Below are 24427 nucleotides of genomic sequence, written 5' to 3' on the forward strand. Positions count from 1 at the left end.
CAAACGCGTCAGTGGTAGGAGCCGTGTCGGCCGAGAGACTCCACGGGGCTCGCGCCGGGGCGGGGCCACTGCGGCACGGGGCGGCTGGTCGGGCCCCGAACCGATCAGCGAGCCGGCCACGGCGTCCTTCGCGTCCCGCCTGGCGGCGGCTGCGCGCGGGCGGCTCGTTCGTGGGGTTCCCGACCTCCGTGGTCGGCACACAGCTCCCCGCCTACGGCGCGTACACGGCGAGCAAGGACGCCGTCGAGGCGCCAAGGAGAAGACCCGTGCCTTTCGCCCGCTTCAAGGGGCCGGCGGGCACCCTCACCGCCGAGGGCAAGCAGAAGATCGTGGAGCGCACCACCGGCCTGTACGCGGAGATCTACGGCGAGCGCGCCCGCCCCACCGCTGTCGTCCTCGTCGACGAGGTCGCCGACGGCGGCTGGGGCGTCGCGGGCAACGTCCTGACCGCCGCCGTGCTGAACGGCGACGCCTGACCCGGGCTGCGACGCCCGGGGCCGGACCCCGGGCGTCAGAAGAACTCCGACCACGGCTGGTCCCAGACCTGTTTGACGCACAGGACCAGGAAGAGGAGGCCCGCGGCGACGAGCATGCCGTTGCTGAGGGGGCCGTTGCGCCATTCGCGCGGGGTGCGGCTGGAGTTGAGGAGCCAGAGCAGGGTCAGGGCGAGGAAGGGCATGAACGCGGCACCGAGGACGCCGTAGACGATGATCAGGCGGAAGGGCTGGCCTTCGAACAGGAGGATCATGGGCGGGAAGGTCAGCCACAGCAGGTAGGCGCGGAACGGCCAGGACTTCTCCGGCCGGCCGGACGCGATGGCCTCGCCCGTCGACTCCTTCGCCTTCCTCCGGCAGCGCGTCACGAAGTCGGCGAACATCAGGCTCACCCCGTGCCACACGCCGATCAGCGACGTGAACGACGTGGCGAAGAAGCCGGTCAGGAAGAACTTCGCCGTCGCGGTGCCGTACCTGTCCTCCAGGATGTCGCCCAGCCGCACCAGTCCCTTGTCGCCCTTCTCCAGCGCGAGGCCCGCCGAGTGCAGGAGCTCTGCGCCGACGAGGAGCATCGCGACGACGAAGAGGCCGGTGGTGACGTACGCGACGCGGTTGTCCAGGCGCATCACCTTCATCCAGCCGGTGTCGGTCCAGCCCTTGGCGTTGACCCAGTAGCCGTACGCGGCCAGCGTGATCGTGCCGCCGACGCCGCCGATCAGGCCCAGGGTGTAGAGGACCGAGTCGTCCGCGTCCGGCAGCACCGGAAGCAGTCCGGCGAGGGCGTCCCCGAGGTTCGGCGCCACCCTGACGGCCAGGTAGACGGTCACCACGAACATGACGCCCACCAGGACCGTCATGACCTTCTCGAAGACCGCGTACCGGTTGAACCAGACGAAGGCCAGACCCGCCAGGGCGCAGGCGATGCCCCACCATTCGAGGTCCATCACGTCCGGGAAGAGGGCCTGCAGGGGCAGCGCGCTCGACGACATCGCCGCCGCGCCGTAGACGAAGCCCCAGAGGACGACGTAGACGCCGAAGAAGTACGTCGTCCAGCGGCCCAGGCTCGCCCAGCCGTCGAACAGGGTGCGTCCGGTGGCCAGATGCCAGCGGCCCGCCGCCTCGGCGAGGGAGATCTTCACCAGACATCCGGTGACCGCCGCCCAGAGCAGGGTGTAGCCGAAGTTGCTGCCCGCGATAAGGGTGGCGACCAGGTCTCCCGCGCCCACGCCGGTCGCGGCGACGACGATTCCGGGGCCGATGTAGCGCCAACGGGACTTGCGGGGCTGGGGGCCGGGGGCCGGGAGTGGTACCCCGGTGTCCTGGGTGTTTCCCGTGGTGTCCGCCATGGAGGCAAGAAAGCTCATGAACACCGGGGGGACAAGGGGGCGTGCGGGGATCTTCACCGGATACACCTGGTCGAGTGGCCGGTCGGCACGACGGTCTTGACCTGATCATGTCACGCACGCAGGATTGCGGCACCGCACACCGCACAGCACGGCGCCATGGACAACCCTCACCTCCCACAAGGAGATTTCATGCGACCTCGCACACGCGGCAGACGCTCCGCCGTGCTCGCCGCGCTCCTCGCCCTCGCCCTCGCCGCGCCCGTGTCGATGTCGGCCACGGAGGCCGACGCCGACAGCGCGAAGCGGCCGGCGCCTTCGGCGGACGACATCCGCCAGTACGAGATCCACCAGCACACGACTCCCGTGACCCGTACGGCGATCCAGCAGGCCGGGGTCACCGTGGACGAGGCCGACGAGGAGACGGTGGTCGTCTCCGGCCGCGCGGACCAGATCCACGCCCTGCGCCGGCAGGGGTACGAACTCACGCCGTTGGGTGCCGCTCCCGACCGCTCGTCCGCCGCCGACGGTCTGCGGCTGTTCGACTTCCCCTCGGCCGACTCCCGCTATCACAACTACGCCGAGATGAACGCGGAGATCGACCAGCGGCTGTCGGCGTACCCGAACATCATGAGCAAGCAGGTGATCGGCCGGTCCTACCAGGGCCGGGACATCGTCGCCATCAAGATCAGCGACAACGTGAGGACGGACGAGAACGAGCCCGAGGTCCTGTTCACCCACCACCAGCACGCGCGTGAGCACCTCACGGTGGAGATGGCGCTCTACCTGCTGCGCGAACTCGGCGCGGGATACGGCAGCGACTCCCGGATCACCAACATGGTCAACGGCCGCGAGATCTGGATCATCCCGGACCTCAACCCGGACGGCGGCGAGTACGACATCGCCGCCGGCTCCTACCGTTCGTGGCGCAAGAACCGCCAGCCCAACTCCGGTTCGTCGTACGTCGGTACCGACCTGAACCGCAACTGGGACTACCGCTGGGGCTGCTGCGGCGGTTCCTCCGGCTCCAAGTCCTCCGACACCTACCGGGGTTCGGCTCCCGAGTCCGCACCCGAGGTGAAGGTCGTCGCCGACTTCGTGCGCAGCCGGGTCGTGGGCGGGGTACAGCAGATCAAGGCCGGCATCGACTTCCACACGTACAGCGAGCTGGTGCTGTGGCCGTTCGGCTACACCTACTCGGACACCACGACCGGGATGACGGCCGACGACCACGCCGCCTTCCGGACGGTCGGCCAGAAGATGGCCGCGAGCAACGGCTACACGGCCCAGCAGTCCAGCGACCTGTACATCACGGACGGGTCGATCGACGACTTCCTGTGGGGCACGCACAAGATCTTCGGCTACACCTACGAGATGTACCCGCGGTCCGCGTCGGGCGGCGGCTTCTACCCGCCCGACGAGGTCATCGAGCGGGAGACGTCCCGGAACCGGGACGCCGTCCTGCAACTCCTGGAGAACGCCGACTGCATGTACCGCTCCATCGGCAAGGCGGCGCAGTACTGCAGTTAGCGTCACCAGGAGCCGTCGAGGCTCCTAGACCACGGGGCCGGCGTCCGGCCGGGACGTGTCCGCATCCGCGTCCGCGTCGGCATCCGGCTCGGGCTTGTCGGACGAGTCCGCGTCGGACGCCTCGGGTTCGGGCGCCCCGTCGTCGAAGTAGGCGTCGAGCACCGCGTCCAGTTCCGCGTCCCATACGGGGAAGCGGCTGCGGGACGTGGCCTCGATCTCGATCGGGTACCAACGGCTCTCCGTGGTGTGGACGGTGACCGTGTAGCGCTTGCCGAAGCGCCCGGTCTCCGTCTCCACCGCGCCGATCTCGTCCCAGCGGAACTCGCACGCCTGGTCGTCCAGCCGGAGCCGTACGCCTTCGTGATCGGCGACGATCCCGGCGCGACGGTCGGACGCCTCGAAGACGGGGCCGTCCGTGACGGACTCCGCCTCGGAGGACCCGGACGTCTCGGAGACCGAGGAGACCCCGGCGGCCTCGGAAGCTTCTGCGGCTCCCGAAGCCGCAGGCTTCTCCAGGGAGGCCGCCGCCCCGGACTGCGTCCCCGGCTCCCCGGCCGCGTCGGTCTCCGCCTCCGGCGCCGCCTTCGCGTCCTTCGGCTCCTCCTCGCCCTTCACGTCCTTCACGTCCGCCTTGCGGCCGGACGCGGGTGCGGTGAGCCCGGGAATGAAGGCCGGGTCGAATCCGGCGCCTTCCAAGGGCTGGGGCTGGCTGTTCGAACCTATACGCTGCTCCACACCGGATGAGTATGGCCGAGAATCCTGTGTGGGGGACAGCCAGCCCCTACTTCGTTATCAGACGCCTACATGCGGCCCACCGTTCGCACCAATCGGACGATGATCAGCCGATTCGTACGGTGATCCGCCGGAGGTCACACGACCAGGCTGAGCGCCACCGGACCACGAAGCCCGCCACCGACAGGACGCTCTCCAGCACTGTCCACGTCTTCAGCGTGTCCCGCTCGCTGGTGCCGAAGTACTTGGCGACCGTCCAGAAGCCTCCGTCGTTGACGTGCGAGGCGAAGACGGAGCCCGCGGAGATGGCCGTGATGACCAGCGCCACGAACGCCTGCGAGTGGTCCCCCTCCGACAGCAGCGGGGCAACGATGCCCGCCGTCATGACGATCGCCACCGTCGCCGAGCCCTGCGCGACCCTGAGTACCACGGAGATCAGGTACGCCAGGACAATCACCGGCAGGCCGACGTCGTTGAACGTGTCGGACAGCGCCTGGGCGGCCCCGCTCCCCCCTGAGGACCGCGCCGACGACCAGCAGGATGTTGCCGACCGGCTTCAGCGAGGACGCCGAGACGGTCTCCGGGGACTTGCGGGACCAGCCGCGCCGGATGCCGAGCAGGTAGTACACCAGGAACAGGGCAAGGGTGAGCGCGACGAACGGGTGGCCGAAGAACGCGACGGCCGAGCGCGGCGTGGACTCGTCCAGGGCGATCGAGGAGAACGTCGAGGCGAGGATCAGGATGAGCGGCGCACCGATGATGCCGAGGACGGTGCCGAGCGGCACGGGCGCCTCACGCGGCTCGACGCCGGCGGCGCGCTGCTCGTCGAGGACGGCCTGACGGGACTCCTCGGCGGCCTCGAGCATGTCCTGCGGCACGGCGACGAAGATCCGCCTGCCGATCCAGGCGGAGCAGACCCAGGCGGCGACGGCCGGGAGGCCGGTGACGACGCCCATGAGGGTGACCCAGCCGAGGTCGACGTCGAGCAGTCCGGCGGCGGCGACGGGGCCGGGGCGCGGGGGTGGTCACCGGGGAGGGAGAAAGGTGAGTGCGCGTCAGCCCAGTACGGCCAGTGCGTCGATCTCGACGAGGAGTCCCGCGGGCAGGCCGACGTAGACGGTCGTGCGCGCGGCGGGCGGCTGGGCGAGGCCCTGCTCCTCGAAGTAGGTGTTGTAGATGCCGTTCATCTCGGCGAAGTGGTCCACGTCGGTGAGGTAGACGCGGATCATCATCACGTCGTCCCAGGTCGCACCGCCCTCCTCGAGGATGGCCTTGACATTGGCGAGGGTCTGGAGGGTCTGCTCGCGCAGGGTGGGACCGGCGGGCGTGGGCGGCTTGCCCTCCTCGGCGGGGAGGAACCCGACCTGCCCGGCGACCTGGAGGATGTTGCCCTTGCGCACGCCGTGGGAGAACTTCGCGGGCGGAGTGGTGTGCGTGCTCGGGGTGAGGGCGGCCTTCTCGGCTTTCTCGGTCATGCGGGGCGGTCCTTCGCTGGAGTCACTGGAGTTCTGCCGGAGTCCGGCCGGAGTACTCTCCGCTGATCGCAGCCGCGGTGCGGCGGACCAGCGGGAGCAGGGTGAGGAGTTCGCCGGCGGTGACGACGACGTTCGGCGCGGAGACCGACATCGCGGCGACCACCCGGCCGTCGGTGCCGCGGATCGGCGCGGCGACGCAGTTGATGGACTCCTCGTGGCCACCGAGGTCGGTGGCCCAGCCCTGTTCGCGCACCTTCTCCAGCTCGCGCAGGAACGCGGCCGGGCCCGGTGTCGAACGGGACGTGTACATGGGGTAGTCGAGCGTGTCCGCGAGGGCGCGGCGCTCGTGTTCGGGCAGGTCGGCGAGGAGCAGCTTGGCCACGGCGGCGACCGTGAGGGCGACGGACTTGCCGATCCGCGAGTACATGCGGACCGGGTAGCGGCTCTCCACCTTGTCGACGTAGAGGACCTCGTTCTCCTCGTGGACGGCGAGGTGCACGGTGTGCCCGCACTGCTCGTTGAGGCGGACGAGGTGGGCGTGGGCGATCTCGCGGACGTCGAGGTTCTCCATCGCCTCCTGGGCGAGGGCGAAGAGGCGGGCGCCGAGCCGGTAGCGCTGGTCGGACTGGCGGTAGACGAGCCCGTGTTCGTGCAGGGTGCGCAGCAGCCGCAGGGCGGTGGACTTGTGCACGCCGAGACGGTCGGCGACCTGTCCGAGGTCGGCGGGTCCTTCGGCGAGCAGCGGCAGGATGCTCAGTGCGCGGTCGACGGTCTGGCTCATGGGGTACGTACCTCCTCCTCGGCCCGGTCCCGGTCCGCGTCTGTGTACGCGTCCGCGTCCGCGGTGTCGGTCTCCGTCCAACCGGGGCCGAGGCGCAGTCTCCCCCACGCGGCCTCGTCCAGGGCCACCAGCCGGTCGGCCAGGTCCCGGGCGGGGGGCGCGGCGAGGTCGCCGGGGACGGTGAGGGCGGCGGCGGCCGTGAGGTGGCCGTGCCGGAGCCGGTCCCGTACGGGCAGGGCGCGCAGGGTGGCGGAGAGGAACCCGGCGGCGAAGGCGTCCCCGGCTCCGGTCGTCGCCACGACGTCGACGGTGAGGGCGGGGACGAAGGTGCCCGGTGCAGGGGCCCGCCGGGGGCGGGCCGCGCGACCCGGCGCCGGCGGGGTGCCTCCCCCTGCGGGGGTGCCACCAGCGGTACGACCGCCCGCGGGTGTGCGGCAGAAGGCCGTGGCTCCCCGCGCGCCTTGTTTGACCACCAGAACCTCCGGCTCGGGCAGCGCCTCACGGATCGACGACGGGCCGCCCTTGATGCCCCAGGCGGACTCGGCCTCGTCGTCGCCGACGAAGACGATGTCGGCCCTGCGGGCCAGTTCCAGGAGCACCTCGGGACCGTGGGCGTCGCGCCACAGACCCGGCCGGTGGTTGACGTCGAAGGAGACGAGCGGGCGGCCGGGGCGGGGGGCGGTGAGCTCCCGCATCAGTTCCAGACAGCCGGAGGAGAGCGCGGCCGTGATGCCGGACAGGTGCAGGACGCGTCCGGCGCGCACCGCCTCCGGGCCGGCGTCGGCGGCGGTCATCGCGGAGGCCGCGGAGCCCGCCCGGTAGTAGGCGACCTCGTGGGCGTCGGTGGCGCGGTCACCGGCGGTGCGGAAGTAGATGCCGGTGGGGCGGTGCGGATCGCGCCGGACGTACGACACGTCGACGCCGTACTCCCCGATCGTCCGTACGAGGTGGTCGCCGAAGCCGTCCTGGCCGACCGCGCTGATCCAGCGCGCCGAGTGGCCGGCCGCGGCGAGGACGCAGACGGTGTTGGACTCCGCGCCGCCGATGGCCCGCTCGAAGGAGGGCACGTCGGCGAGGCGGCCCGGCCGGGAGGGCAGGAACGTCACCATGGACTCGCCCAGCGCGACGACGTCGGCGGTCTCCACGGCGTCGGCGTCGGCGTCGGCGTCGGCGTCGGGGGTGGTGCGGGGTCCGGTGGCGTTCACGGTGGGGTGGCTCCTCGGGTGGCGGGACGGGCGGGGGCACTCGCGGGCCGGGCGGGGTCCGGACGGCCCGCGTCCGGATCGTCGTCGGCGGCGTCCGGCGTTCGCCCGCCCCGTGCCCGTTGGCTGCGGGGATCCGTTTCCGTTGACCCCGCGTGGCCGAGATGTTAGACAGCGGTAAGCAACATACGCAACGGCTGTTGCATATAACGCAACATGCCGGACCAGGGAGGCTCTGATGGGCATGGACCCCGGCCCCGACGCCTACGCGCTCCTCGCGGAGGAACGCGTCGACCACCGTTTCAAGGGCCTCCCGCCGGACGCCGACGGGCTGACCGTCGGCGAGCTGGCCGCCCAGCGCCGGAACCTGTTCACCGGAGGTTTCACCACCCCGGTGCTCGCGCTGTCCGCCGAGCGCCTGGAGCACAACCTGAAGCTGATGGAGACGTACACGGCCCGGCACGGCCTCGTCTTCGCCCCGCACGGCAAGACGTCCATGGCCCCGCAGCTCTTCCGGCGCCAGATCGAGCACGGCGCCTGGGGCATCACGCTCGCGGTGCCGCATCAGGTGCGGGTGGCGCGGGCGTTCGGCGTGCGGCGGGTGTTCCTGGCCAACGAGCTGGTGGACCCGGCGGCCCTGCGATGGGTCTCCGGTGAGCTGGACGCCGACCCCGGCTTCCGGTTCGTCTGTTACGTCGACTCCGTGCGTGGCGTCGAGCTGATGGACACGGCCCTCGCCGGATCCGCCCGACCGGTGGACGTCGTGGTCGAACTGGCCGGGGGCGAGGGTGCGCGGACCGGGGTGCGGACGGAGGCGGAGTGCGCCGCCGTCGCCGACGCGGTGGCGGGCGCGCGCGGGCTGCGGCTGGTCGGGGTCGCCGGGTACGAGGGCGAGGTGCCGGACGCCGGCCCGGAGCGGGTGGCGGAGTGGCTGCGGCGCCTGGTGGCCCTGGCGGCGGACTTCGACAGGGCGGGGCGGTTCACGGGCCTGGACGAGGTCGTGGTGAGCGCGGGCGGCAGCGCCTGGTTCGACGCGGTCGCCGACGTCTTCGCCGGGATCCCGGAACTCTCCCTCCCCGTACTGAAGTTGCTGCGCTCGGGTGCGTACGTCTCGCACGACGACGGGCACTACCGCAAGCTGACGCCGTTCAACCGGGTTCCGGAGGAAGGCGCGTTGGAGCCGGCGTTCCGGCTGTGGACGCAGATCGTGTCCCGGCCGTCCGCCGACCAGGCCTTCGCCAACGCGGGCAAGCGGGACGCGGCCCACGACCTCGACCTGCCGTTCGCCCAGGTGGTCCGCCGGGACGGCGCGGAACGCCCGGCGGCCGGGATCTCGGTCGTCTCCCTCTCCGACCAGCACGCCTGGCTGAGCACCGCCCCACAGGCCGACCTGGAGGTCGGCGACTGGCTGGGCGTCGGGCTCTCCCACCCGTGCACCTCCTTCGACAAGTGGGTACTCATCCCCCTCACCGAGGCGGACGGCACGGTGGTCGATTACATCCGTACGTTCTTCTAGGAGGCCGTGTCGTGGAAGAACTCGTCATCCGGGACGCCGACGTCGTGGACGGCTCCGGCGACAGCGCGTACCGCGCGGACGTGGTCGTCGACAGCGGCCGTGTCGTCTCGATCGTGAAGGAGGCGGCGGCAGCGGGCTGCCAGCGCCCGAAGGCCCGCCGTGAACTGGACGCCGAGGGGCTGGTCCTCTCCCCGGGCTTCATCGACATGCACGCCCACAGCGATCTGGCACTGCTGCGCGACCCCGACCACAGCGCCAAGGCCGCGCAGGGCGTCACCCTCGAAGTGCTGGGTCAGGACGGCCTGTCGTACGCGCCGGTCGACGACCGCACCCTCGGCGAGGTCCGCCGCGCGATCGCCGGGTGGAACGGCGGCGGGGACGACATCGACTTCGGCTGGCGGTCGGTCGGCGAGTACCTGGACCGGCTCGACGGGGGCATCGCCGTCAACGCCGCCTATCTGATCCCGCAGGGCACGGTCCGCGCCCTCGCCGTCGGCTGGGAGGACCGGGACGCCACCCCCGCGGAGCTGGACCGGATGCGGCAACTCGTCGCCGAAGGCATGGAACAGGGCGCGGTCGGCATGTCGTCGGGGCTGACGTACCCGCCCGGCATGTACGCCAGGGACGCCGAACTCACCGAACTGTGCCGGGTGGTGGCCCACTACGGCGGTTACTACTGCCCGCACCACCGCTCCTACGGCACGGGCGCGCTCCGGGCGTACGAGGAGATGGTGACGCTCACCCGGGAGGCGGGCTGCCCGCTGCACCTGGCGCACGCGACGATGAACTTCGGCGTGAACGAGGGCAGGGCTCCCGAACTGCTGGCGCTCCTCGACGACGCGCTCGCCGCCGGGGCGGACATCAGCCTCGACACGTACCCGTACACGCCGGGCGCCACCACACTGGTCGCCGTGCTGCCGAGTTGGGCGGGCGAGGGCGGACCCGAGGAGATCCTCCGGCGGCTCGCGGACGACGCGACGGCCGAGCGGATCCGGCACCACCTGGAGGTCACCGGCTCGAACGGCTGCCACGGTGTGCCCGTCGAGTGGGACACCATCGAGATCTCCGGGGTGGGCGACCCCGCGCTGACGGAGTACGTGGGCCGCACGGTCCGGGAGTCGGCCGCGCTGCGCGGCGAGATCCCGTGGGCCGTCGCCCGTGAGCTGCTGCTCAAGGACAGGCTGGCCCCGTCGATCCTCCAGCACGTCGGCCATGAGGAGAACGTGCGGGAGATCATGCGGCACCGGGTGCACACCGGCGGCTCGGACGGCATCCTCCAGGGCGCCAAGCCGCACCCGCGCGCGTACGGCGCCTTCCCGCAGTACCTCGGCCGGTACGTGAGGGAGTTGGGTGTGCTGTCGCTGGAGGAGTGCGTCGCGCATCTGACGTCCCGGCCGGCCGCCCGGCTGCGGCTCGCGGACCGCGGGCTGGTCCGCGAGGGCCACAGGGCGGACCTGGTGCTGTTCGATCCGGGGACGGTGGCCGCCGGTTCCACCTTCGAACGGCCCCGGACACTGCCGACGGGCATCCCGTACGTGCTGGTCGACGGCCGGTTCGTGATCGAGGACGGGCGGCGCACCGACGTACTGGCGGGGCGGGCGGTCCGCAGGTCGCCCCGCTGAACCGCCCGCCCGCGACGGGCTCGTCAGGGCTTGGGCAGGGTGCAGGCGCTCGCGTCGAGGTCGAGCACGCCGTCCGCGCCGAAGCAGTCGGTGAACGGGTAGGTCTGCTGGGCGTAGTTGATGCCCCGGCGAACGGTGACGACGCCATTCGCGTCGACCTCGCACGGGTTGTTGACCGTGCAGCGCTCGCCGTCCTCGTTGCCGGTGTTGTTGACGGCGACCACCTTGCCGGTGGCGTCGTCGACGACCGGCGAGCCGGAGGTGCCGCCGATGGTGTCGCAGGCGGGGGTGTAGCGGACCGAGTCCTTCCAGGTCCAGGCCCCCTCCTTCAGCCGGTGTGCGAATCCGTCGACGGAGCAGCCGTAGATCCGCTTCCAGTAGCCGGAGACCACGCTGATGGCGGTGCCGGCCGCCGGGCGGGTGTCGTCGAGGGTGAGCGCGTCGATGCCGTACGCGCTCTTGATCCGCGCGTACGTGGTGCCGAGCCGGTAGACCGCCGCGTCCGTGTCGGTCATGGTCGCGTAGACGAGCCGGTTGGCGCGCAGGGTGGCGACCCGGGAGCCGGAGGCGCCGAGCAGTCCGAAGCCGCGGCTGGACGCCCGGTCGACGAGGACTTCGCCGGCCGCGGGGAAGCCGCTCTCCAGACAGTGGCCGTTGGTGAGGACGAGGGCGGGGTCGTCGTCCTCCGAGTGGGGCAGGCGGACGACGGAGCCCGAGCAGTTGCTCAACGAGACGGTGCCCGCGAAGTTCACCGCGGCGGCCTTCGGCCCGGTGAGGCCGGCCACGGCGTCCGCCGCGGTGGCGGCGCCGTCGACGACGTCGAGCACCGTGGTCGAACCCGGGCCCGCGCCGGTGCCCGGGGCCGTGTCCGCGCCCGCGGAGGTGGGCGCGGCGGCGGCCGCGGGAGTCACGCCCGCCCCGGCCAGGGCCAGGGCGCAGAGCGCGACGACGAGAGGTTTTCTCATGTGGGGTCCCCTCTTGCGACGGATCCTGCGACGGAGGCGGCGGGATCCCTCCGGCCACCCACAGGATTTATTGACATGCGCATTGTCAATACGTCGCGAGCGGGGGACAAGACGTCGTTTCCGGCCTTCGGACTTCCGGGCCCCTGGACTCCCCGGGCGGATCACCCTCCCCCGCATGGACGGCGGAAGAGGCGCCCGTGCGGGGGAGGCCCGGCGTGGAGCGGCTTCCACGGCGGCTTCAACGATCACGGCCGGGGCCGCTCCCCCCGCGCCCCGTCACGGGCAATCAGGCATTTCCCCCCAAGCGACACGTCTCACGTGGCGGATAACACGCCGCAAACAGCATTACCGGGCCGTAAGCTCCCACCATGCAGGTGATCCAGTCGACCAAGCTCGCCAACGTCTGTTACGAGATCCGGGGCCCGGTGCTCGAGGAGGCGATGCGACTGGAGGCAGCAGGGCACCGCATCGTCAAGCTCAACACCGGCAACCCGGCCGCGTTCGGGTTCGAGTGCCCTCCCGAGATCCTGGAGGACGTCCTCCGCAACGTGTCGTCGGCGCACGGCTACGGTGACGCGAAGGGACTGCTGGCCGCTCGCCGGGCGGTCGTGATGCACAACCAGACCCTCGGCATCGAGACCGACGTCGAGCACGTCTTCATCGGCAACGGCGTCTCCGAGTTGATCGTGATGGCGATGCAGGCCCTGCTCGACGACGGGGACGAGGTGCTCGTCCCGGCGCCGGACTACCCGCTGTGGACGGCGGCCGTCTCGCTGTCCGGCGGTACGGCGGTGCACTACCGGTGCGACGAGCAGTCCGACTGGATGCCCGACCTCGCCGACATGGAGCGCAAGGTCACCGACCGCACCAAGGCGATCGTCATCATCAACCCGAACAACCCGACCGGAGCGGTCTACGACGAGGCGATGGTCAGGGGCCTGACCGACATCGCCCGCCGGCACAACCTGCTGGTCTGCTCGGACGAGATCTACGACAAGATCCTCTACGACGACGCCACGCACACCCCCACCGCCTCGATCGCCCCCGACCTGCTCACCCTCACCTTCAACGGCATGTCGAAGGCGTACCGGGTGGCCGGATACCGGGTCGGCTGGATGGCGATCTCCGGGCCCCGCGCGCACGCCGACTCCTACATCGAGGGCCTGACGATCCTGGCGAACATGCGCCTGTGCGCGAACATGCCGGGCCAGCACGGCGTGGTCGCCGCGCTCAGCGGACGCCAGACGATCAACGACCTGGTACTTCCGGGCGGCCGGCTGCGCGAGCAGCGGGACACGGCGTACGAGCTGCTGACCCAGATCCCGGGCGTGACCTGCGTGAAGCCGAAGGGGGCGCTCTACCTCTTCCCGCGGCTCGACCCCACGGTCTTCAAGATCAAGGACGACCGGCAGATGGTCCTCGACCTGCTGCGCAGCGAGAAGATCATGGTCGTGCACGGCACGGGCTTCAACTGGACGGAGCCCGACCACTTCCGGGTGGTGACGCTGCCCTCGGCCGACGACCTGCGGGACGCGGTGGGCCGGATCGCCCGCTTCCTGGACGGTTACTGCCAGGTCTGACCCTGCGTGCTCCCTTCGTCCGGTTCTACCAACCGCTCAACTTTAGACGAATTCCAAGCTAGGATGGTTTCCTGATAGCACTCAGGAGGCCATCCATGTACGAACCGATCCGCACCAACTCGGTCCACCGCACGATGGCCGGCGCTCCTCACGACTTCCCCGGCCGCTCCCGCGAGGAAGAGCTGGACATCCAGCTCGCAGGCCATCTCGACGCACTGCTCGCCGTCACCGACGAGCTGCGTGCCGGGGCACCCTCGGCCGACCTGGACACGGCGGCCGAGCGGCTCGCCGAGCAGGTGACCCGCCTGCGGGGAGGAAGTGAGCCGGCCCGCGCGTCGGCGACCACGGGCGGGAGCACACCCCGCGTCACCGCCCTGCACCGACAGGCGCACACCCTCGCGGGCCGCGCCCTGGTCGTCGCCGCCTCCCGCGCCGACACGGTGGCCGCCATCCTGGCCGCCGAGCGGATGGACGCGCACACCGCGGCCCTCGCACCGCGCGAGCTCACGCCCCACTGAGCCCCACCCCGGGCTCTCCCCCTACGGCCCCGGTCCGCGTGCACCCACGGCGACGCGCGGACCGGGCGCCTCACAGGAGCCGGGGAACGGAATGCCGAGCGAAGCAGCGTCGGACCACTTCGGACATGCCGTAACCGGCATGTAGTTCTTGCGGCGCGGACGCGCTCTTCGCCATCGAGCTCGAACCCCGGGTGCGGGCCTGGCTGGAATGTTTGCCGGCCAAACACTTCCCCGCACTTCGCCAAGACCGACGAACACGCCGGCCTGCTCGCGGAGCACGCCGGCGCCCTTGGCGAGCCCTGTGCCCGCCATCCCGGCGACGGAGTCCGGGAGCTGCGCCCGGCCCTCGACGGTGCTGCCATACGCCTGACGTACCGGCCGGCCCCGAACCGCACCGCGGTCCTGCCGGCCGTCTTCCGCAAGACGGGAATGCGCGAGGACACCGAGGCCGCCCGGGCCCGACCCGCGCAGAAGACCTGCGAGGCAGAGCATGGACCAGCACACGAGGAGTTCATCCGCGTCATCGGGAAGGGAGAGGCGGAGCGATGAGCCACGGTCACGGGAAGACGCCGCGCGAACGGAAAGCCCGAAGAGGGTCCGACCGAACCGGAGGACGTGGCCGAGGCGCGCCGCGGGATCCGCCTCTCCATGGTCCTGGCGAAAGCCGTGCACGACCGGCGCGCCGAGCTCGGGCTCACCCGGACCGGGCCGGCCGGCCGCTCGGGCCTCACCCAGGCGAAGATCTCCCGGATCGAAGGCTCCGACACCGTTCCCGCACCGCCGCTCCTCGCCAGGCAGGCGACGATGGTGCTGGTCAGGGCGCGATCGGAGCCGGCCGCGGCGTCTTGGGGGTCCTGCGCGGTGGGAGGACCGGCGGTGGGATCAGCCCAGGCGTTGCACCAGGGCGTGGTACTGGTCCCACAGCTCCTTGGGCGTGTGGTCGCCGAAGGTGTTGAGGTGCTCGGGGACCAGCGCGGCCTCCTCGCGCCACACGTCCTTGTCGACGGTGAGGAGGACGTCCAGGTCGGACTCGGACAGCTCGAGGCCGTCGGTGTCCAGCGCGCCCTTGGCCGGCAGGACGCCGATCGGGGTCTCGATGCCGTCCGCCGTGCCGGCCAGGCGCTCCACGATCCACTTCAGGACGCGGCCGTTCTCGCCGAATCCGGGCCACACGAACGTGCCCTCGTCGTTCTTGCGGAACCAGTTGACGTAGTAGATCTTCGGCAGCCTGGACTGGTCCTTGTCCTTCGCCACGTCGATCCAGTGGCCCATGTAGTCGCCCATGTTGTAGCCGCAGAACGGCAGCATGGCGAACGGGTCGCGGCGCAGTTCGCCGACCTTGCCCTCGGCGGCGGCGGTCTTCTCGGAGGCCACGTTGGCGCCGAGGAAGACGCCGTGGTTCCAGTCGAAGGACTCCGTCACCAGGGGGACGGCGGTGGCGCGGCGCCCACCGAAGAGGATCGCGGAGATCGGCACGCCCCTGGGGTCCTCCCACTCGGGCGCGATGATCGGACACTGGGCGGCGGGCGTGGTGAAGCGGGCGTTGGGGTGGGCGGCCGGGGTGCCCGACTCGGGCGTCCAGTCGTTGCCCCTCCAGTCGGTCAGGTGGGCCGGGGTCTCCTCGGTCATGCCCTCCCACCACACGTCGCCGTCGTCGGTGAGGGCGACGTTGGTGAAGACGGAATTGCCCCACAGGGTCTTCATCGCGTTGGCGTTGGTGTGCTCGCCGGTGCCGGGCGCGACACCGAAGAAGCCGGCCTCGGGGTTGATCGCGTAGAGGCGGCCGTCCTCGCCGAACCGCATCCAGGCGATGTCGTCACCGATCGTCTCGACGGTCCAGCCGGAGATCGTGGGCTCCAGCATGGCGAGGTTGGTCTTGCCGCAGGCGCTCGGGAAGGCCGCGGCGACGTACCTGGACTCCCCCTGCGGCGGGGTGAGCTTGAGGATCAGCATGTGCTCGGCGAGCCAGCCCTCGTCGCGGGCCATGACGGAGGCGATACGCAGGGCGTAGCACTTCTTGCCGAGCAGGGCGTTGCCGCCGTAACCGGAGCCGTAGGACCAGATCTCGCGGTCCTCGGGAAAGTGCGAGATGTACTTGGTCCGGTTGCAGGGCCAGGGCACGTCCTTCTGGCCGGGCTCCAGGGGGGCGCCGACGGAGTGCACGGCCCTGACGAAGAAGCCGTCGTCGCCGAGCTCGTCCAGGACGTCCTGGCCCATGCGGGTCATGGTGCGCATGGAGACGGCGACGTACGCGGAGTCGGTGATCTCGACGCCGATGGCGGACAGCGGCGAGCCGAGGGGGCCCATGCAGAAGGGCACGACGTACATCGTGCGGCCCTTCATGGAGCCGCGGAAGACGCCCTCCTCACCGGCGAAGATCTCCCGCATCTCGCCGGGGGCCTTCCAGTGGTTGGTGGGCCCGGCGTCCTCCTCCTTCTCGGAACAGATGAAGGTGCGGTCCTCGACGCGGGCGACGTCGTCGGGGTCGGAGGCCGCGTAGTAGGAGTTGGGGCGCTTGATCGGGTCGAGTTTGCGGAACGTGCCCGTGTCGACCAGTTCCTCGCTCAGCCGCTGGTACTCGGCCTCGGAACCGTCGCACCAGACCACGTGGTCCGGCTGGGTCAGCTCGGCGATCTCGTCGACCCAGGAGATGAGTGCCTGGTGGGTGGTGGGGACGCCGGGAGCCGCGATGTCGCGCGCCACGATTGCTCCTAAGTGAGGGGTCTTGGTCTGGAGGGCCCCGTGGGGGCTGCGGCCCGGATGCTTCACGGTGAGATCTTGGGCGCTCATCCGGTGCCGACCGCACTCATTTGATCCTCCGATGCAAGTGCCCATCTGTCCAGGGGGTCTCACATGTGAGCAGAGTGACGATGACCACGACCTCCGGGAGGGCCTCCGCGCACGCTGGGTTTCTTTACGCGCACGTTGCGTTCACCAGGTCATCTTTTTACCGATGCACACCGCGGGACGTACTGGCGAGCAGGCCGCGTGAGACCCTGACCACTTCACAGCGACCGACCCCCTGGACCGATTCGTAACTTACGGTTCCGTAGGTACGATTGCAGTCATGACAGCGTTCGTCCCCGACGCCTCCGACTCACCCGGCGCGTCCGCGGACCGGCCGGCCGAAGGCCGCGGCCCGGTCCCGACCTCCCTCCCCCACCCGGTCAAGCCCAAGCTCCGCGGCTGGCTGCACCTGGGCATGTTCCCCGCCGCCCTGGTCGCCGGGCTGGTGCTCGTCGTCCTCGTCGACTCGACCCGGGCCCGCGTCGCCTGCGCGGTCTTCGCGCTGACGGCCTGCCTGCTGTTCGGCGTGAGCGCCCTGTACCACCGGGGCGACTGGAGCCCGCGCATGGACGGCGTGCTCCGCCGCCTCGACCATGCCAACATCTTCCTGATCATCGCCGGCACCTACACGCCGCTCACCATGCTGCTCCTGCCGGAAGCGAAAGGCCGGTGGCTGCTGTGGGGCATCTGGGCGGCGGCCCTCGCCGGGATCGCCTTCCGGGTGTTCTGGGTGGGCGCCCCGCGCTGGCTCTACACCCCGTGCTACATCGCGATGGGCTGGGCCGCCGTCTTCTACCTCCCCGACTTCATGCGCAGCGGCGGCATCGCCGTCCTGGTCCTGGTGATCGCGGGCGGCGTGCTCTACAGCGCGGGCGGGGTGATCTACGGCCTCAAGAAGCCCAACCCGTCACCGCGCTGGTTCGGCTTCCACGAGGTCTTCCACTCCCTCACCCTGGCCGCCTTCATCGCCCACTACGTGGGCATCTCCCTGGTGGCCTACCAGCACGGATGAGCCGGGCGCGCCCGGGGACCGTCCGGCGGACCGAGCCGGGGACACGGGATCCGGCACGCCCTCCTGCGCCGTGCGGCCCAGCACACCGGCCCCGCTCGCCCCAGCCGGGCAGGTCCCGTCGGCCGCCTCCGGCCCGGCCGCCCCGGAACGGCACCAAGGCCCCGGGCCGGAAATCCCGCGGCTCCGGGCCGCGCACATGACATCCTGACCCGGTGAACGGTCCCGAGATCCACGTCGAGTTCGCCCCCGACCTGCTCGTCTTCGTCCCCCGGGCACGCACCACCGGCGCCGTGAGGGCCCCGGCCGACGGCGTCTCCACCCTCGGCCACCTCGTCGAGTCCCTCGGCGTACCGCTGACGGAGGTCGGCGCGCTGCTCGTGGGCGGCCGGGAGGTTCCCGTCTCGCACCTCCCGGCCGCGGGCGAGTCGGTCACCGTCCGCCCCGTCGCCCATCCCCAGCACGTACCCGGCGCCCCGCTCCGCTTCCTCCTCGACGTCCACCTCGGCACGCTGGCCCGCCGGCTGCGGCTGCTGGGCGTGGACACGGCGTACGAGTCGACGGACATCGGCGACCCGGCCCTGGCCGCCCGGTCCGCGGCCGAGAGACGGGTGATGCTCAGCCGCGACCGCGGGCTGCTGCGCCGCCGGGAACTGTGGGCCGGCGCGTTCGTCTACAGCACCGGGCCCGACGAGCAGCTGCCGTACGTCCTGGACCGGTTCCGGCCCGAGCTGCGCCCCTGGACCCGCTGCATCGCCTGCAACGGGCTGCTCCGCGCCGCCACCAAGGACGAGGTCGCCGACCAGCTGAAGAGCGGCACGCACCGCTCGTACGACGTGTTCGCCCAGTGCGGCGACTGCGGCCGCGCCTACTGGCGGGGCGCGCACCACGACCAGCTGGAGGCGATCGTGGAACGCGCGCTGAGCCGGGTCGCCCAGGGGTGAGCGTCCCGGCTCCGCCGCTTCAGCCGCCCAGGGCCGCGCTCAGCCGATCGGGATCGGTCGTCGGCGCGTCACAGGTGAAGTTGCGGCAGACGTACGCGGTCGGTTCACCGCCCACCAGGGGCCGGTCGGCCAGCAGCGGGAACTCGTCGCTCTCCGGTGTCCCGAGGGCGATCACCGCACCCGGGGCGGTGCCCAGAAGCGCCGTACGGTGCAGGGCCGTCGTGGCCGGGTCGGCGAGCGCGGGGCCGACCACCGCGACCTCCCGCGGACCGTCCAGTGCCGCCTCGGCGACCGCGAGCCCCCAGCCGACGAACCGCGGCACCCGCGGACCGAGCGTCCCCACCACGCCCAACGCCCTTTCCGCGGCGGTGCGGTGGGGCTCGGATCCGGTCTGCGCCGCATACCCGAGCAGCGCACCCGCGGCTGCCGTCCAGCCGGACGGGACGGCGTTGTCGGTCGGGTCCTGCGGGCGCCGGATGAGCCGCTCGGCGTCGGACGCCGTGTCGTACAGGGTGCCCGACTCGGGGTCGGCGAAGCGGGCCAGCACATGGTCGAGCAGCAGCCCGGCGAATTCCAGCCACGCCCCCTCCCCGGTCACCGAGGCCAGCGCGAGGAGGCCCTCGGCGACATCGGCGTAGTCCTCCAGAACGCCCGCGCTGCCTCCGACACGGCCGTCCTTGCTGGTCCGGGCGATCCGGGCGTGGTCGTCGAGGTGCACGCGGACCAGCAGGTCGGCGGCGGCGACCGCGGCCTCGGTCAGGTCCGGCCGGCCGAAGTAGGCGCCGGTCTCGGCGAGCGCGGCGATCGCCAGCCCGTTCCAGGCGGCGACGACCTTGTCGTCCCGGCCGGGAGCGGGACGTGCGCCGCGCGCCGCGAGCAGCCGCTCCCTGATCCCGTCGGGGCCGGCGATCCGGCCGGCGTCGAACACCTCGTCCTGCTGCGGAAGCCGGAGCACGGAGGCGCCCTCCTCGAAGGTGCCCTCATCGGTCACCCCGAAGTACCGCACGGCGAGTTCGGCGTCCTCCGTGCCCAGCACCTCACGCAGCTGCGCGGGCGTCCAGACGTAGTACGCCCCCTCGACGTGCCGCCCCGTCCCGTCGTCACTGTCGGCATCCAGCGCGGACGCGAACCCGCCCTCGGGCGTACGCAGTTCGCGCACCATGAAGTCGGCGGTCTCCAGCGCGACCCGGCGCGCGGGCTCCGACCCGGTTGACCGCCAGAGATGGGCGTAGACGCGGCACAGCAGGGCGTTGTCGTAGAGCATCTTCTCGAAGTGCGGCACCACCCAGTCCCGGTCGACGGAGTAGCGGGCGAAGCCGCCGCCGAGCTGGTCGTAGATGCCGCCACGGGCCATCCGCTCGGCGGTGTCCCCCGCCATCTGGAGGGCTCCCTCGGCGCCGGTGCGGGCGTGGTGCCTGAGCAGGAACTCGATCACCATGGACGGCGGGAACTTCGGCGCCCCGCCGAATCCGCCGCGCTGCGGGTCGTACTCCCTGGTCAGGCCGAGCAGCGCCTGCGCCTGCTGTTCCTCGCCGGGCAGCCGCGCGTCGCCGTAGGAGATCTCCCGCCCCGCCAGGTCCCGCACGATCTTCCCGGCGACCTCGGCGACCTCGTCCCTGCGCTCGTCCCAGGCCTGGTGCACGCCCTGGAGCAGCTGCCGGAAGGACGGCATGCCCTGGCGGGGCTCGGGCGGGAAGTAGGTGCCGAAGTAGAACGGCTCGGCGTCCGGGGTGAGGAACACGGTCATCGGCCAGCCGCCCTGCCCGGTCGCCGCCTGCACGGCCTCCATGTAGACCGCGTCCACGTCGGGACGCTCCTCCCGGTCCACCTTGACGCTCACGAAGTGCGCGTTCAGGTACTCGGCGGTCGCCCGGTCCTCGAACGACTCGTGCGCCATGACGTGGCACCAGTGGCAGCTCGCGTACCCGACGCTCAGCAGGACGGGCACGTCGCGCTCGCGCGCCTCGGCGAAGGCTTCGTCCGACCAGGGCCACCAGTCGACGGGGTTGTCGGCGTGCTGGAGGAGGTAGGGGGACGTCTCGTGGGCCAGTCGGTTCGGCATGGGTCCATCCTGCCCCAGTACCGGCACGGCACCGCTGTACCGGTGTGCCCCGCCGCCGTCCGTGCCCCGGATGCCGACTGTGCGGGTGCCCCTCGCACGGACGTCCGCCGCCCGGACGTCCGTCGCCCGGACGTCGTCCTGTCCCCCTGCTTCCCGAGGTACGGCGTGCACAGGACACTCGGGCCACGCATAACCGGCAGGGGTCTCGGGGAGGGGACGGGAGGGACCCGAGGACAGCCGGGCACACCGGGTGCGGACGAGGCCGCCTGAGGGGGACGTGACATGCGGGACAGTCATCGTGCGGACGCCGAGCGGTTGTTGGTGCGGGCTGTGGAGGAGGAGGTGCGCCGCCCGGGCGGGCGCACCGACGGGAAGGTGCTGCTGTCCCGGGCGCGCGGCGCCATGGACGCGATGGCGCGGACGGCCGCCGAGGAGTACGAGGCGTACACCCGTGCCCTGGACGAGGCGGCGGCCGGACAGCTCACTTTCGGCCAGCGGTACGCCCGTGAGGGTGCCGGGACGCCGCTGCTCGTGGCCGGGGTGGCCGGGGCGGCGGCCGTGGTCGCCGACCTCCTCCTCGGCACCGGGACCGGGACGGCGCTCGGCGCTGGTGTGGCCGTCGGGGTGGCCGGGGCGGCGGCGACCGTGGTGAAGGTCGTGGGCGTGCATGTACCCGCCGCCCACCACCGGGCCGGCGCGGTGAGCCAGCCGGGCGGGCCCGAGCAACTGCGGCTGCAGTGGCTGACGGCGCTGGAGGTGCGCGGCATCCGTCCGTTCCTGGACCAGCAGCGGATGCTGGCCGTGTCCACGGGGCCCAGGCGGAAGGGGCCGCGGCTGCGCGGCACGGACAAGAGCGCGGCGGCCCGCGGGCGCAGCGTGCTCGAGCAGTCGTTCGGACAACTGCCCGAACCGGTCGGGGCGCTCGCGGGGCGGCGGCGGGAGATGGCACAGATCCGGCAGTGGGTGCAGGCCGCACGCGCGACCACCGGGACCCTGACGACGGTGGTGGTGCTGTACGGGGCGCCCGGCAGCGGCCGGAGCACGCTCGCGGTGCGCGCCACGCACGACCTGAAGGACTACTTCCGCGGCGCCTGCGTGGTCGATCTGCGCGCCGACAGCCCCGGCGAGGCGCCGCTGTCGACGCGGGACGCCCTGCTGCATCTGCTGAACCGGCTGGGGGCGCCCCGCGAGCAGCTGCTGTTCCGTGAGCGGACCTCACCCGACCAGCAGGTCAGACGGCTGAGCGAGCTGTACCGCCAGCAGGTGACGGGCATGCCGGTGACGGTCGTCCTCGACGACGCCGCGGACCCGCAGCAGGTCCGCACCCTGCTGCCGGAGCGTTCCGACAGCCTGGTCCTGGTGACCTCCCGCGCGCCGCTCGGCCTGCCCGACGACCTGCCGGCCCGGGTGCACCAGATGCCGGTGGAGGCACTGGACGCTGCGGGCTCGGAGGAGCTGCTGTCGTCCGCCGCCCAGGAGTCCTTCGAACCGTACGACGCCGAGTCGGCCGGCCTCGTCCGGGAGCTGTGCGGCGGGCTGCCGCTGGCGCTGCGGATCGCTGGTTCGTCGCTGGGCGCGCGCTCGCCGCGTGCGCTCGCCGCGGACCTGAGCGCGTACGGCCCGGTCGACCCGGTCGAGCGTGCCCTGTGGCTGCGCTACACGGACCAGCCGGACACGCTGCGGCGGCTGCTGCGCCGGCTGGCGCTGGCGGGCCGGGTCTCGCTGGGCGCCGCCGCGGCGGCCGCGGTGCTCGGCACCGACGAGGCCGAGGCGCGGCGGCACCTGGAGGCGCTGTCCCGGACCGGTCTGATCACCCCGGTGCGGCAGGGCCGCTACCAGCTGCACGACCTCGTACGCGCCTTCGCGCTGGCTCGTCTCCTCGACGAGGAGGACCCGGCCGAGCGGACGGCTGCGCAGGAGCGGCTGATCGTGAACTACGCCGAGCTGGCCGACTCGGTGCTGCGCCTGGTCGACGGGAACATGTCAACCCGCTCCGACCGCTTCGGCTCGTACGGCTTCACGTCGCTGGACGAGGCGCTGCGCTGGCTGGACGACGAGTCGAGCTTCATCACGGCGGCGCTGCGGCACGCGGAGGGCGTGGACCAGCGGGCGGTGCTGAACCTCCTCGGCGCGCTGTGCGACTACTGCCTGCTGCGCGGCGACCTGTACCGGCTCGGGGAGATCAGCGAGCTGGCGCAGGCCGTGGACGAGGGGCTGCTGGTGCGTTCGGTGCAGTGGCGCACCGGTATCGCGGCACGTCAGCTGGGCGAGCTGGACACGGCGCGGACGACCCTGACCTCGGTGGTCGGCCTGTACCGGGAGGCGCACCACGACGCGGGCGCCGCGCGGGCGCTGACCTCGCTGGGCATCACGCTGCACCACCAGGGCAACCTGACGGAGGCGTCGGCCCGGCTGCGGGAGGCGATGGACCTGCAGTCCGCGCCCCGGCTGGCCACCGACCGGGCGTGGACGATGCACGCGCTGGCCGCGGTGGAACGCGACCGGTCCCGGCTGGCCGAGGCCCTGGACCTGCTCACCGAGTCGCTGGTGCTGCACCGGGCGGGCGAGTCCGTGCACGGCCAGGCGTGGGCGCACTTCCAGCTCGGGCAGCTGCACCTGCGGACGGGCGACGTCCCGCACGCCGAGACGGAGCTGCGCACCGCGCTCGAGCTGTACGGCCGTACCCGCGACGCCCGCGGGGAGGCGTGGGCACTGACCCAGCTGGCGCGGGCCCGGCTGGTCGCCGGGGACGCCTCACCGGCGGTGGAGGACCTGCGGCGGGCCGCCGCCCGGCACCGGGACAACGAGGACGCGCGCGGGGAGGCGTGGACGCTGTACTACCTGGGCCAGGCACTGGAGGAGACCGGGGACCTGGACCGGGCGGTGCGCGAGCTGGAGCGGTCCCGCACCATGTTCTCCCGAATGCGGGACGTGTACGGGCTGGCCTGTGCCCGGCACCACTCGGCCCGGGTGACCCGCGACCAGCGGGCCGCGCAGACCGGCTCGCTGCGCAACTCCGGCTTCGCCCGTCAGCTGCTGGTCGACGCCCGTGCGGACTTCCAGCGCATCGGGGTGGCCCACGGCGAGGCGTGGACCTGCCTGGAGCTGGCGGTCGTCGACGCGGGCAACGCCCGCACGCAGCAGGCGCTGGCCCTGTGCGACGAGGCGGCGGCACTGTTCGCGTCCTACGGGGACCGGCGCGGGGAGGACTGGGCCCGGTTCCTGCGCTGCACCCTGCTCCCGTACGCGGCCCCCGGCGGTACGGAGGTCGGTACGGCGGTGGCCCAGGAGGAGCTGACCCAGCTCGGCCGGAGCGCGCACGCCGCCCGCGACGACAAGCTGGGCGACTACGTGGACGCCTACCAGCTGCTGCTGGAGCGGGGGGCGAGCCTGGAGGCGGGCTGGCAGGCGTGGCGCCTGGGCATGGTCCCCGGCCGCCACGCGCGCGAGGTGACGGGGGTGGCCGTGGGGTCGCGGACGCGGGGCGGCCCGGTGGAGTGACGCGGACACCTCCGCGGGCCCGAGGCCCTGCCGGGCGCCGGCGCGCGGCGCGCTCCAGCACCGCACGGCCGCGTACGCGCGACGTGCGCGTCCGCCACCGGCGGTACCGCCGGTGGCTGCCGGTCGCCAGGCGCCTGCCGGGTGCGGGGCGGGCCGGTGGCGGACGACGTCCGTCGGACACCCGGAGCGGGCCGGCGGGACCCCGACCCCGGCTGCGGGACACGGTGGGCGGTACGGACGCCTCCAGGCACCGGGATACCACGACCTCACTGCCGGGCACGCGAGGCGCGCCTCGGCGGACGACGCCCCGGAGCGGGCCGGCGGGATCCCGGCCAGGGGGCCGCGTCGGCCGGTGGGGCGCGAAGT

General features: G+C 72.2%; 18 protein-coding genes and 2 pseudogenes. 10 read left to right on the top strand and 10 right to left on the bottom strand.

The genetic code is table 11. The features are described from left to right. Positions 1–8 precede the first annotated feature (8 nt). Positions 9–95: pseudogene (locus HUV60_RS11625) on the bottom strand (DUF899 domain-containing protein); the annotation flags it as partial. Positions 96–266: 171 nt separating this feature from the next. On the opposite strand from HUV60_RS11625, the gene HUV60_RS11630 reads away from it, so the two are divergent. Further along, positions 267–476 carry a 4-oxalocrotonate tautomerase family protein gene (locus HUV60_RS11630; RefSeq protein WP_257850087.1) on the top strand — a complete coding sequence of 70 codons (210 nt, stop codon included), beginning with the start codon at positions 267–269 and terminating at the stop codon, positions 474–476. 35 nt (positions 477–511) lie between these two features. On the opposite strand, the gene HUV60_RS11635 is transcribed toward HUV60_RS11630, so the two are convergent. Next, positions 512–1840 (bottom strand): Nramp family divalent metal transporter, encoded by a 1329-nt coding sequence (locus HUV60_RS11635; RefSeq protein ID WP_257850086.1) that lies wholly within the window; start codon positions 1838–1840, stop codon positions 512–514. A 189-nt stretch (positions 1841–2029) separates the two neighbouring features. Between HUV60_RS11635 and HUV60_RS11640 the strand changes: the two genes are divergently transcribed. Next, positions 2030–3367 carry a M14 family metallopeptidase gene (locus HUV60_RS11640; RefSeq protein WP_257847500.1) on the top strand — a complete coding sequence of 446 codons (1338 nt, stop codon included), beginning with the start codon at positions 2030–2032 and terminating at the stop codon, positions 3365–3367. 24 nt (positions 3368–3391) lie between these two features. On the opposite strand, the gene HUV60_RS11645 is transcribed toward HUV60_RS11640, so the two are convergent. From HUV60_RS11645 to HUV60_RS11665, 5 genes and pseudogenes are all read right to left on the bottom strand, one after another. Continuing rightward, positions 3392–4102 (bottom strand): hypothetical protein, encoded by a 711-nt coding sequence (locus HUV60_RS11645; RefSeq protein ID WP_257847499.1) that lies wholly within the window; start codon positions 4100–4102, stop codon positions 3392–3394. Between the two features lie 134 nt (positions 4103–4236). After that, positions 4237–5121 (bottom strand): annotated as a pseudogene (locus HUV60_RS11650) (GntP family permease); the annotation flags it as partial. 33 nt (positions 5122–5154) lie between these two features. Continuing rightward, positions 5155–5574 (bottom strand): RidA family protein, encoded by a 420-nt coding sequence (locus HUV60_RS11655; protein WP_257847498.1) that lies wholly within the window; start codon positions 5572–5574, stop codon positions 5155–5157. Between the two features lie 22 nt (positions 5575–5596). Then, on the bottom strand, positions 5597–6355 hold the full coding sequence (locus tag HUV60_RS11660; RefSeq protein WP_257847497.1) for an IclR family transcriptional regulator: 759 nt from the start codon (positions 6353–6355) through the stop codon (positions 5597–5599). Further along, complete coding sequence (locus HUV60_RS11665) at positions 6352–7560, bottom strand: sugar kinase (protein WP_443047270.1); 1209 nt, start codon at positions 7558–7560, stop codon at positions 6352–6354. Before HUV60_RS11665 ends, HUV60_RS11660 begins: the two co-directional genes overlap by 4 nt. 235 nt (positions 7561–7795) lie before the next feature. On the opposite strand from HUV60_RS11665, the gene HUV60_RS11670 reads away from it, so the two are divergent. Then, positions 7796–9073, top strand: coding sequence for an amino acid deaminase (locus HUV60_RS11670; RefSeq protein WP_257847496.1), 1278 nt, complete (start codon positions 7796–7798; stop codon positions 9071–9073). Between the two features lie 11 nt (positions 9074–9084). Beyond that, positions 9085–10695 carry an N-acyl-D-amino-acid deacylase family protein gene (locus tag HUV60_RS11675; protein WP_257847495.1) on the top strand — a complete coding sequence of 537 codons (1611 nt, stop codon included), beginning with the start codon at positions 9085–9087 and terminating at the stop codon, positions 10693–10695. Between the two features lie 23 nt (positions 10696–10718). Here the strand turns inward: HUV60_RS11675 and HUV60_RS11680 are convergent, their stop codons facing one another. Beyond that, a complete protein-coding gene (locus tag HUV60_RS11680) occupies positions 10719–11660 on the bottom strand; it encodes a S1 family peptidase (protein WP_257847494.1) in 942 nt (313 codons plus the stop codon). Between the two features lie 368 nt (positions 11661–12028). Here HUV60_RS11680 and HUV60_RS11685 point away from each other — a divergent pair, with 368 nt between their 5' ends. The 3 genes from HUV60_RS11685 (at position 12029) to HUV60_RS11695 (ending at position 14307) form a co-directional block, all read left to right on the top strand. Then, positions 12029–13240, top strand: a complete 1212-nt coding sequence (locus HUV60_RS11685) for a pyridoxal phosphate-dependent aminotransferase (protein ID WP_257847493.1) — start codon at positions 12029–12031, stop codon at positions 13238–13240. Positions 13241–13335: 95 nt separating this feature from the next. Beyond that, positions 13336–13758 carry an SCO4983 family protein gene (locus HUV60_RS11690; protein WP_257847492.1) on the top strand — a complete coding sequence of 141 codons (423 nt, stop codon included), beginning with the start codon at positions 13336–13338 and terminating at the stop codon, positions 13756–13758. A 264-nt stretch (positions 13759–14022) separates the two neighbouring features. Then, positions 14023–14307 carry a type II toxin-antitoxin system RelE/ParE family toxin gene (locus HUV60_RS11695; protein ID WP_331462045.1) on the top strand — a complete coding sequence of 95 codons (285 nt, stop codon included), beginning with the start codon at positions 14023–14025 and terminating at the stop codon, positions 14305–14307. Positions 14308–14640: 333 nt separating this feature from the next. On the opposite strand, the gene HUV60_RS11700 is transcribed toward HUV60_RS11695, so the two are convergent. Continuing rightward, the gene (locus tag HUV60_RS11700) at positions 14641–16461 is read right to left on the bottom strand and encodes a phosphoenolpyruvate carboxykinase (GTP) (protein WP_257847491.1); all 1821 of its coding nucleotides are present in this window, start codon (positions 16459–16461) and stop codon (positions 14641–14643) included. Positions 16462–16825: 364 nt separating this feature from the next. On the opposite strand from HUV60_RS11700, the gene trhA reads away from it, so the two are divergent. Together trhA and HUV60_RS11710 are read left to right on the top strand one after the other, a co-directional pair. Then, positions 16826–17557, top strand: a complete 732-nt coding sequence (trhA, locus tag HUV60_RS11705; RefSeq protein ID WP_257847490.1) for a PAQR family membrane homeostasis protein TrhA — start codon at positions 16826–16828, stop codon at positions 17555–17557. A 212-nt stretch (positions 17558–17769) separates the two neighbouring features. Beyond that, positions 17770–18498 carry a Mut7-C ubiquitin/RNAse domain-containing protein gene (locus tag HUV60_RS11710; protein WP_257847489.1) on the top strand — a complete coding sequence of 243 codons (729 nt, stop codon included), beginning with the start codon at positions 17770–17772 and terminating at the stop codon, positions 18496–18498. A gap of 19 nt (positions 18499–18517) precedes the next feature. Here the strand turns inward: HUV60_RS11710 and HUV60_RS11715 are convergent, their stop codons facing one another. Next, a complete protein-coding gene (locus HUV60_RS11715; RefSeq protein WP_257847488.1) occupies positions 18518–20560 on the bottom strand; it encodes a thioredoxin domain-containing protein in 2043 nt (680 codons plus the stop codon). Between the two features lie 282 nt (positions 20561–20842). Here HUV60_RS11715 and HUV60_RS11720 point away from each other — a divergent pair, with 282 nt between their 5' ends. Continuing rightward, positions 20843–24061 (top strand): tetratricopeptide repeat protein, encoded by a 3219-nt coding sequence (locus HUV60_RS11720; protein WP_257847487.1) that lies wholly within the window; start codon positions 20843–20845, stop codon positions 24059–24061. Positions 24062–24427 lie beyond the last annotated feature (366 nt).

It is taken from the genome of Streptomyces sp. KMM 9044 (assembly GCF_024701375.2).
GTDB lineage: Bacteria > Actinomycetota > Actinomycetes > Streptomycetales > Streptomycetaceae > Streptomyces.

Coding starts and splice junctions, on each gene's coding strand:
- HUV60_RS11635 (WP_257850086.1), bottom strand. CDS start 1,840: ATGGCGGACACCACGGGAAACACCCAGGACACCGGGGTACCACTCCCG.
- HUV60_RS11640 (WP_257847500.1), top strand. CDS start 2,030: ATGCGACCTCGCACACGCGGCAGACGCTCCGCCGTGCTCGCCGCGCTC.
- HUV60_RS11655 (WP_257847498.1), bottom strand. CDS start 5,574: ATGACCGAGAAAGCCGAGAAGGCCGCCCTCACCCCGAGCACGCACACC.
- HUV60_RS11660 (WP_257847497.1), bottom strand. CDS start 6,355: ATGAGCCAGACCGTCGACCGCGCACTGAGCATCCTGCCGCTGCTCGCC.
- HUV60_RS11670 (WP_257847496.1), top strand. CDS start 7,796: ATGGGCATGGACCCCGGCCCCGACGCCTACGCGCTCCTCGCGGAGGAA.
- HUV60_RS11680 (WP_257847494.1), bottom strand. CDS start 11,660: ATGAGAAAACCTCTCGTCGTCGCGCTCTGCGCCCTGGCCCTGGCCGGG.
- HUV60_RS11685 (WP_257847493.1), top strand. CDS start 12,029: ATGCAGGTGATCCAGTCGACCAAGCTCGCCAACGTCTGTTACGAGATC.
- HUV60_RS11690 (WP_257847492.1), top strand. CDS start 13,336: ATGTACGAACCGATCCGCACCAACTCGGTCCACCGCACGATGGCCGGC.
- trhA (WP_257847490.1), top strand. CDS start 16,826: ATGACAGCGTTCGTCCCCGACGCCTCCGACTCACCCGGCGCGTCCGCG.
- HUV60_RS11715 (WP_257847488.1), bottom strand. CDS start 20,560: ATGCCGAACCGACTGGCCCACGAGACGTCCCCCTACCTCCTCCAGCAC.
- HUV60_RS11720 (WP_257847487.1), top strand. CDS start 20,843: ATGCGGGACAGTCATCGTGCGGACGCCGAGCGGTTGTTGGTGCGGGCT.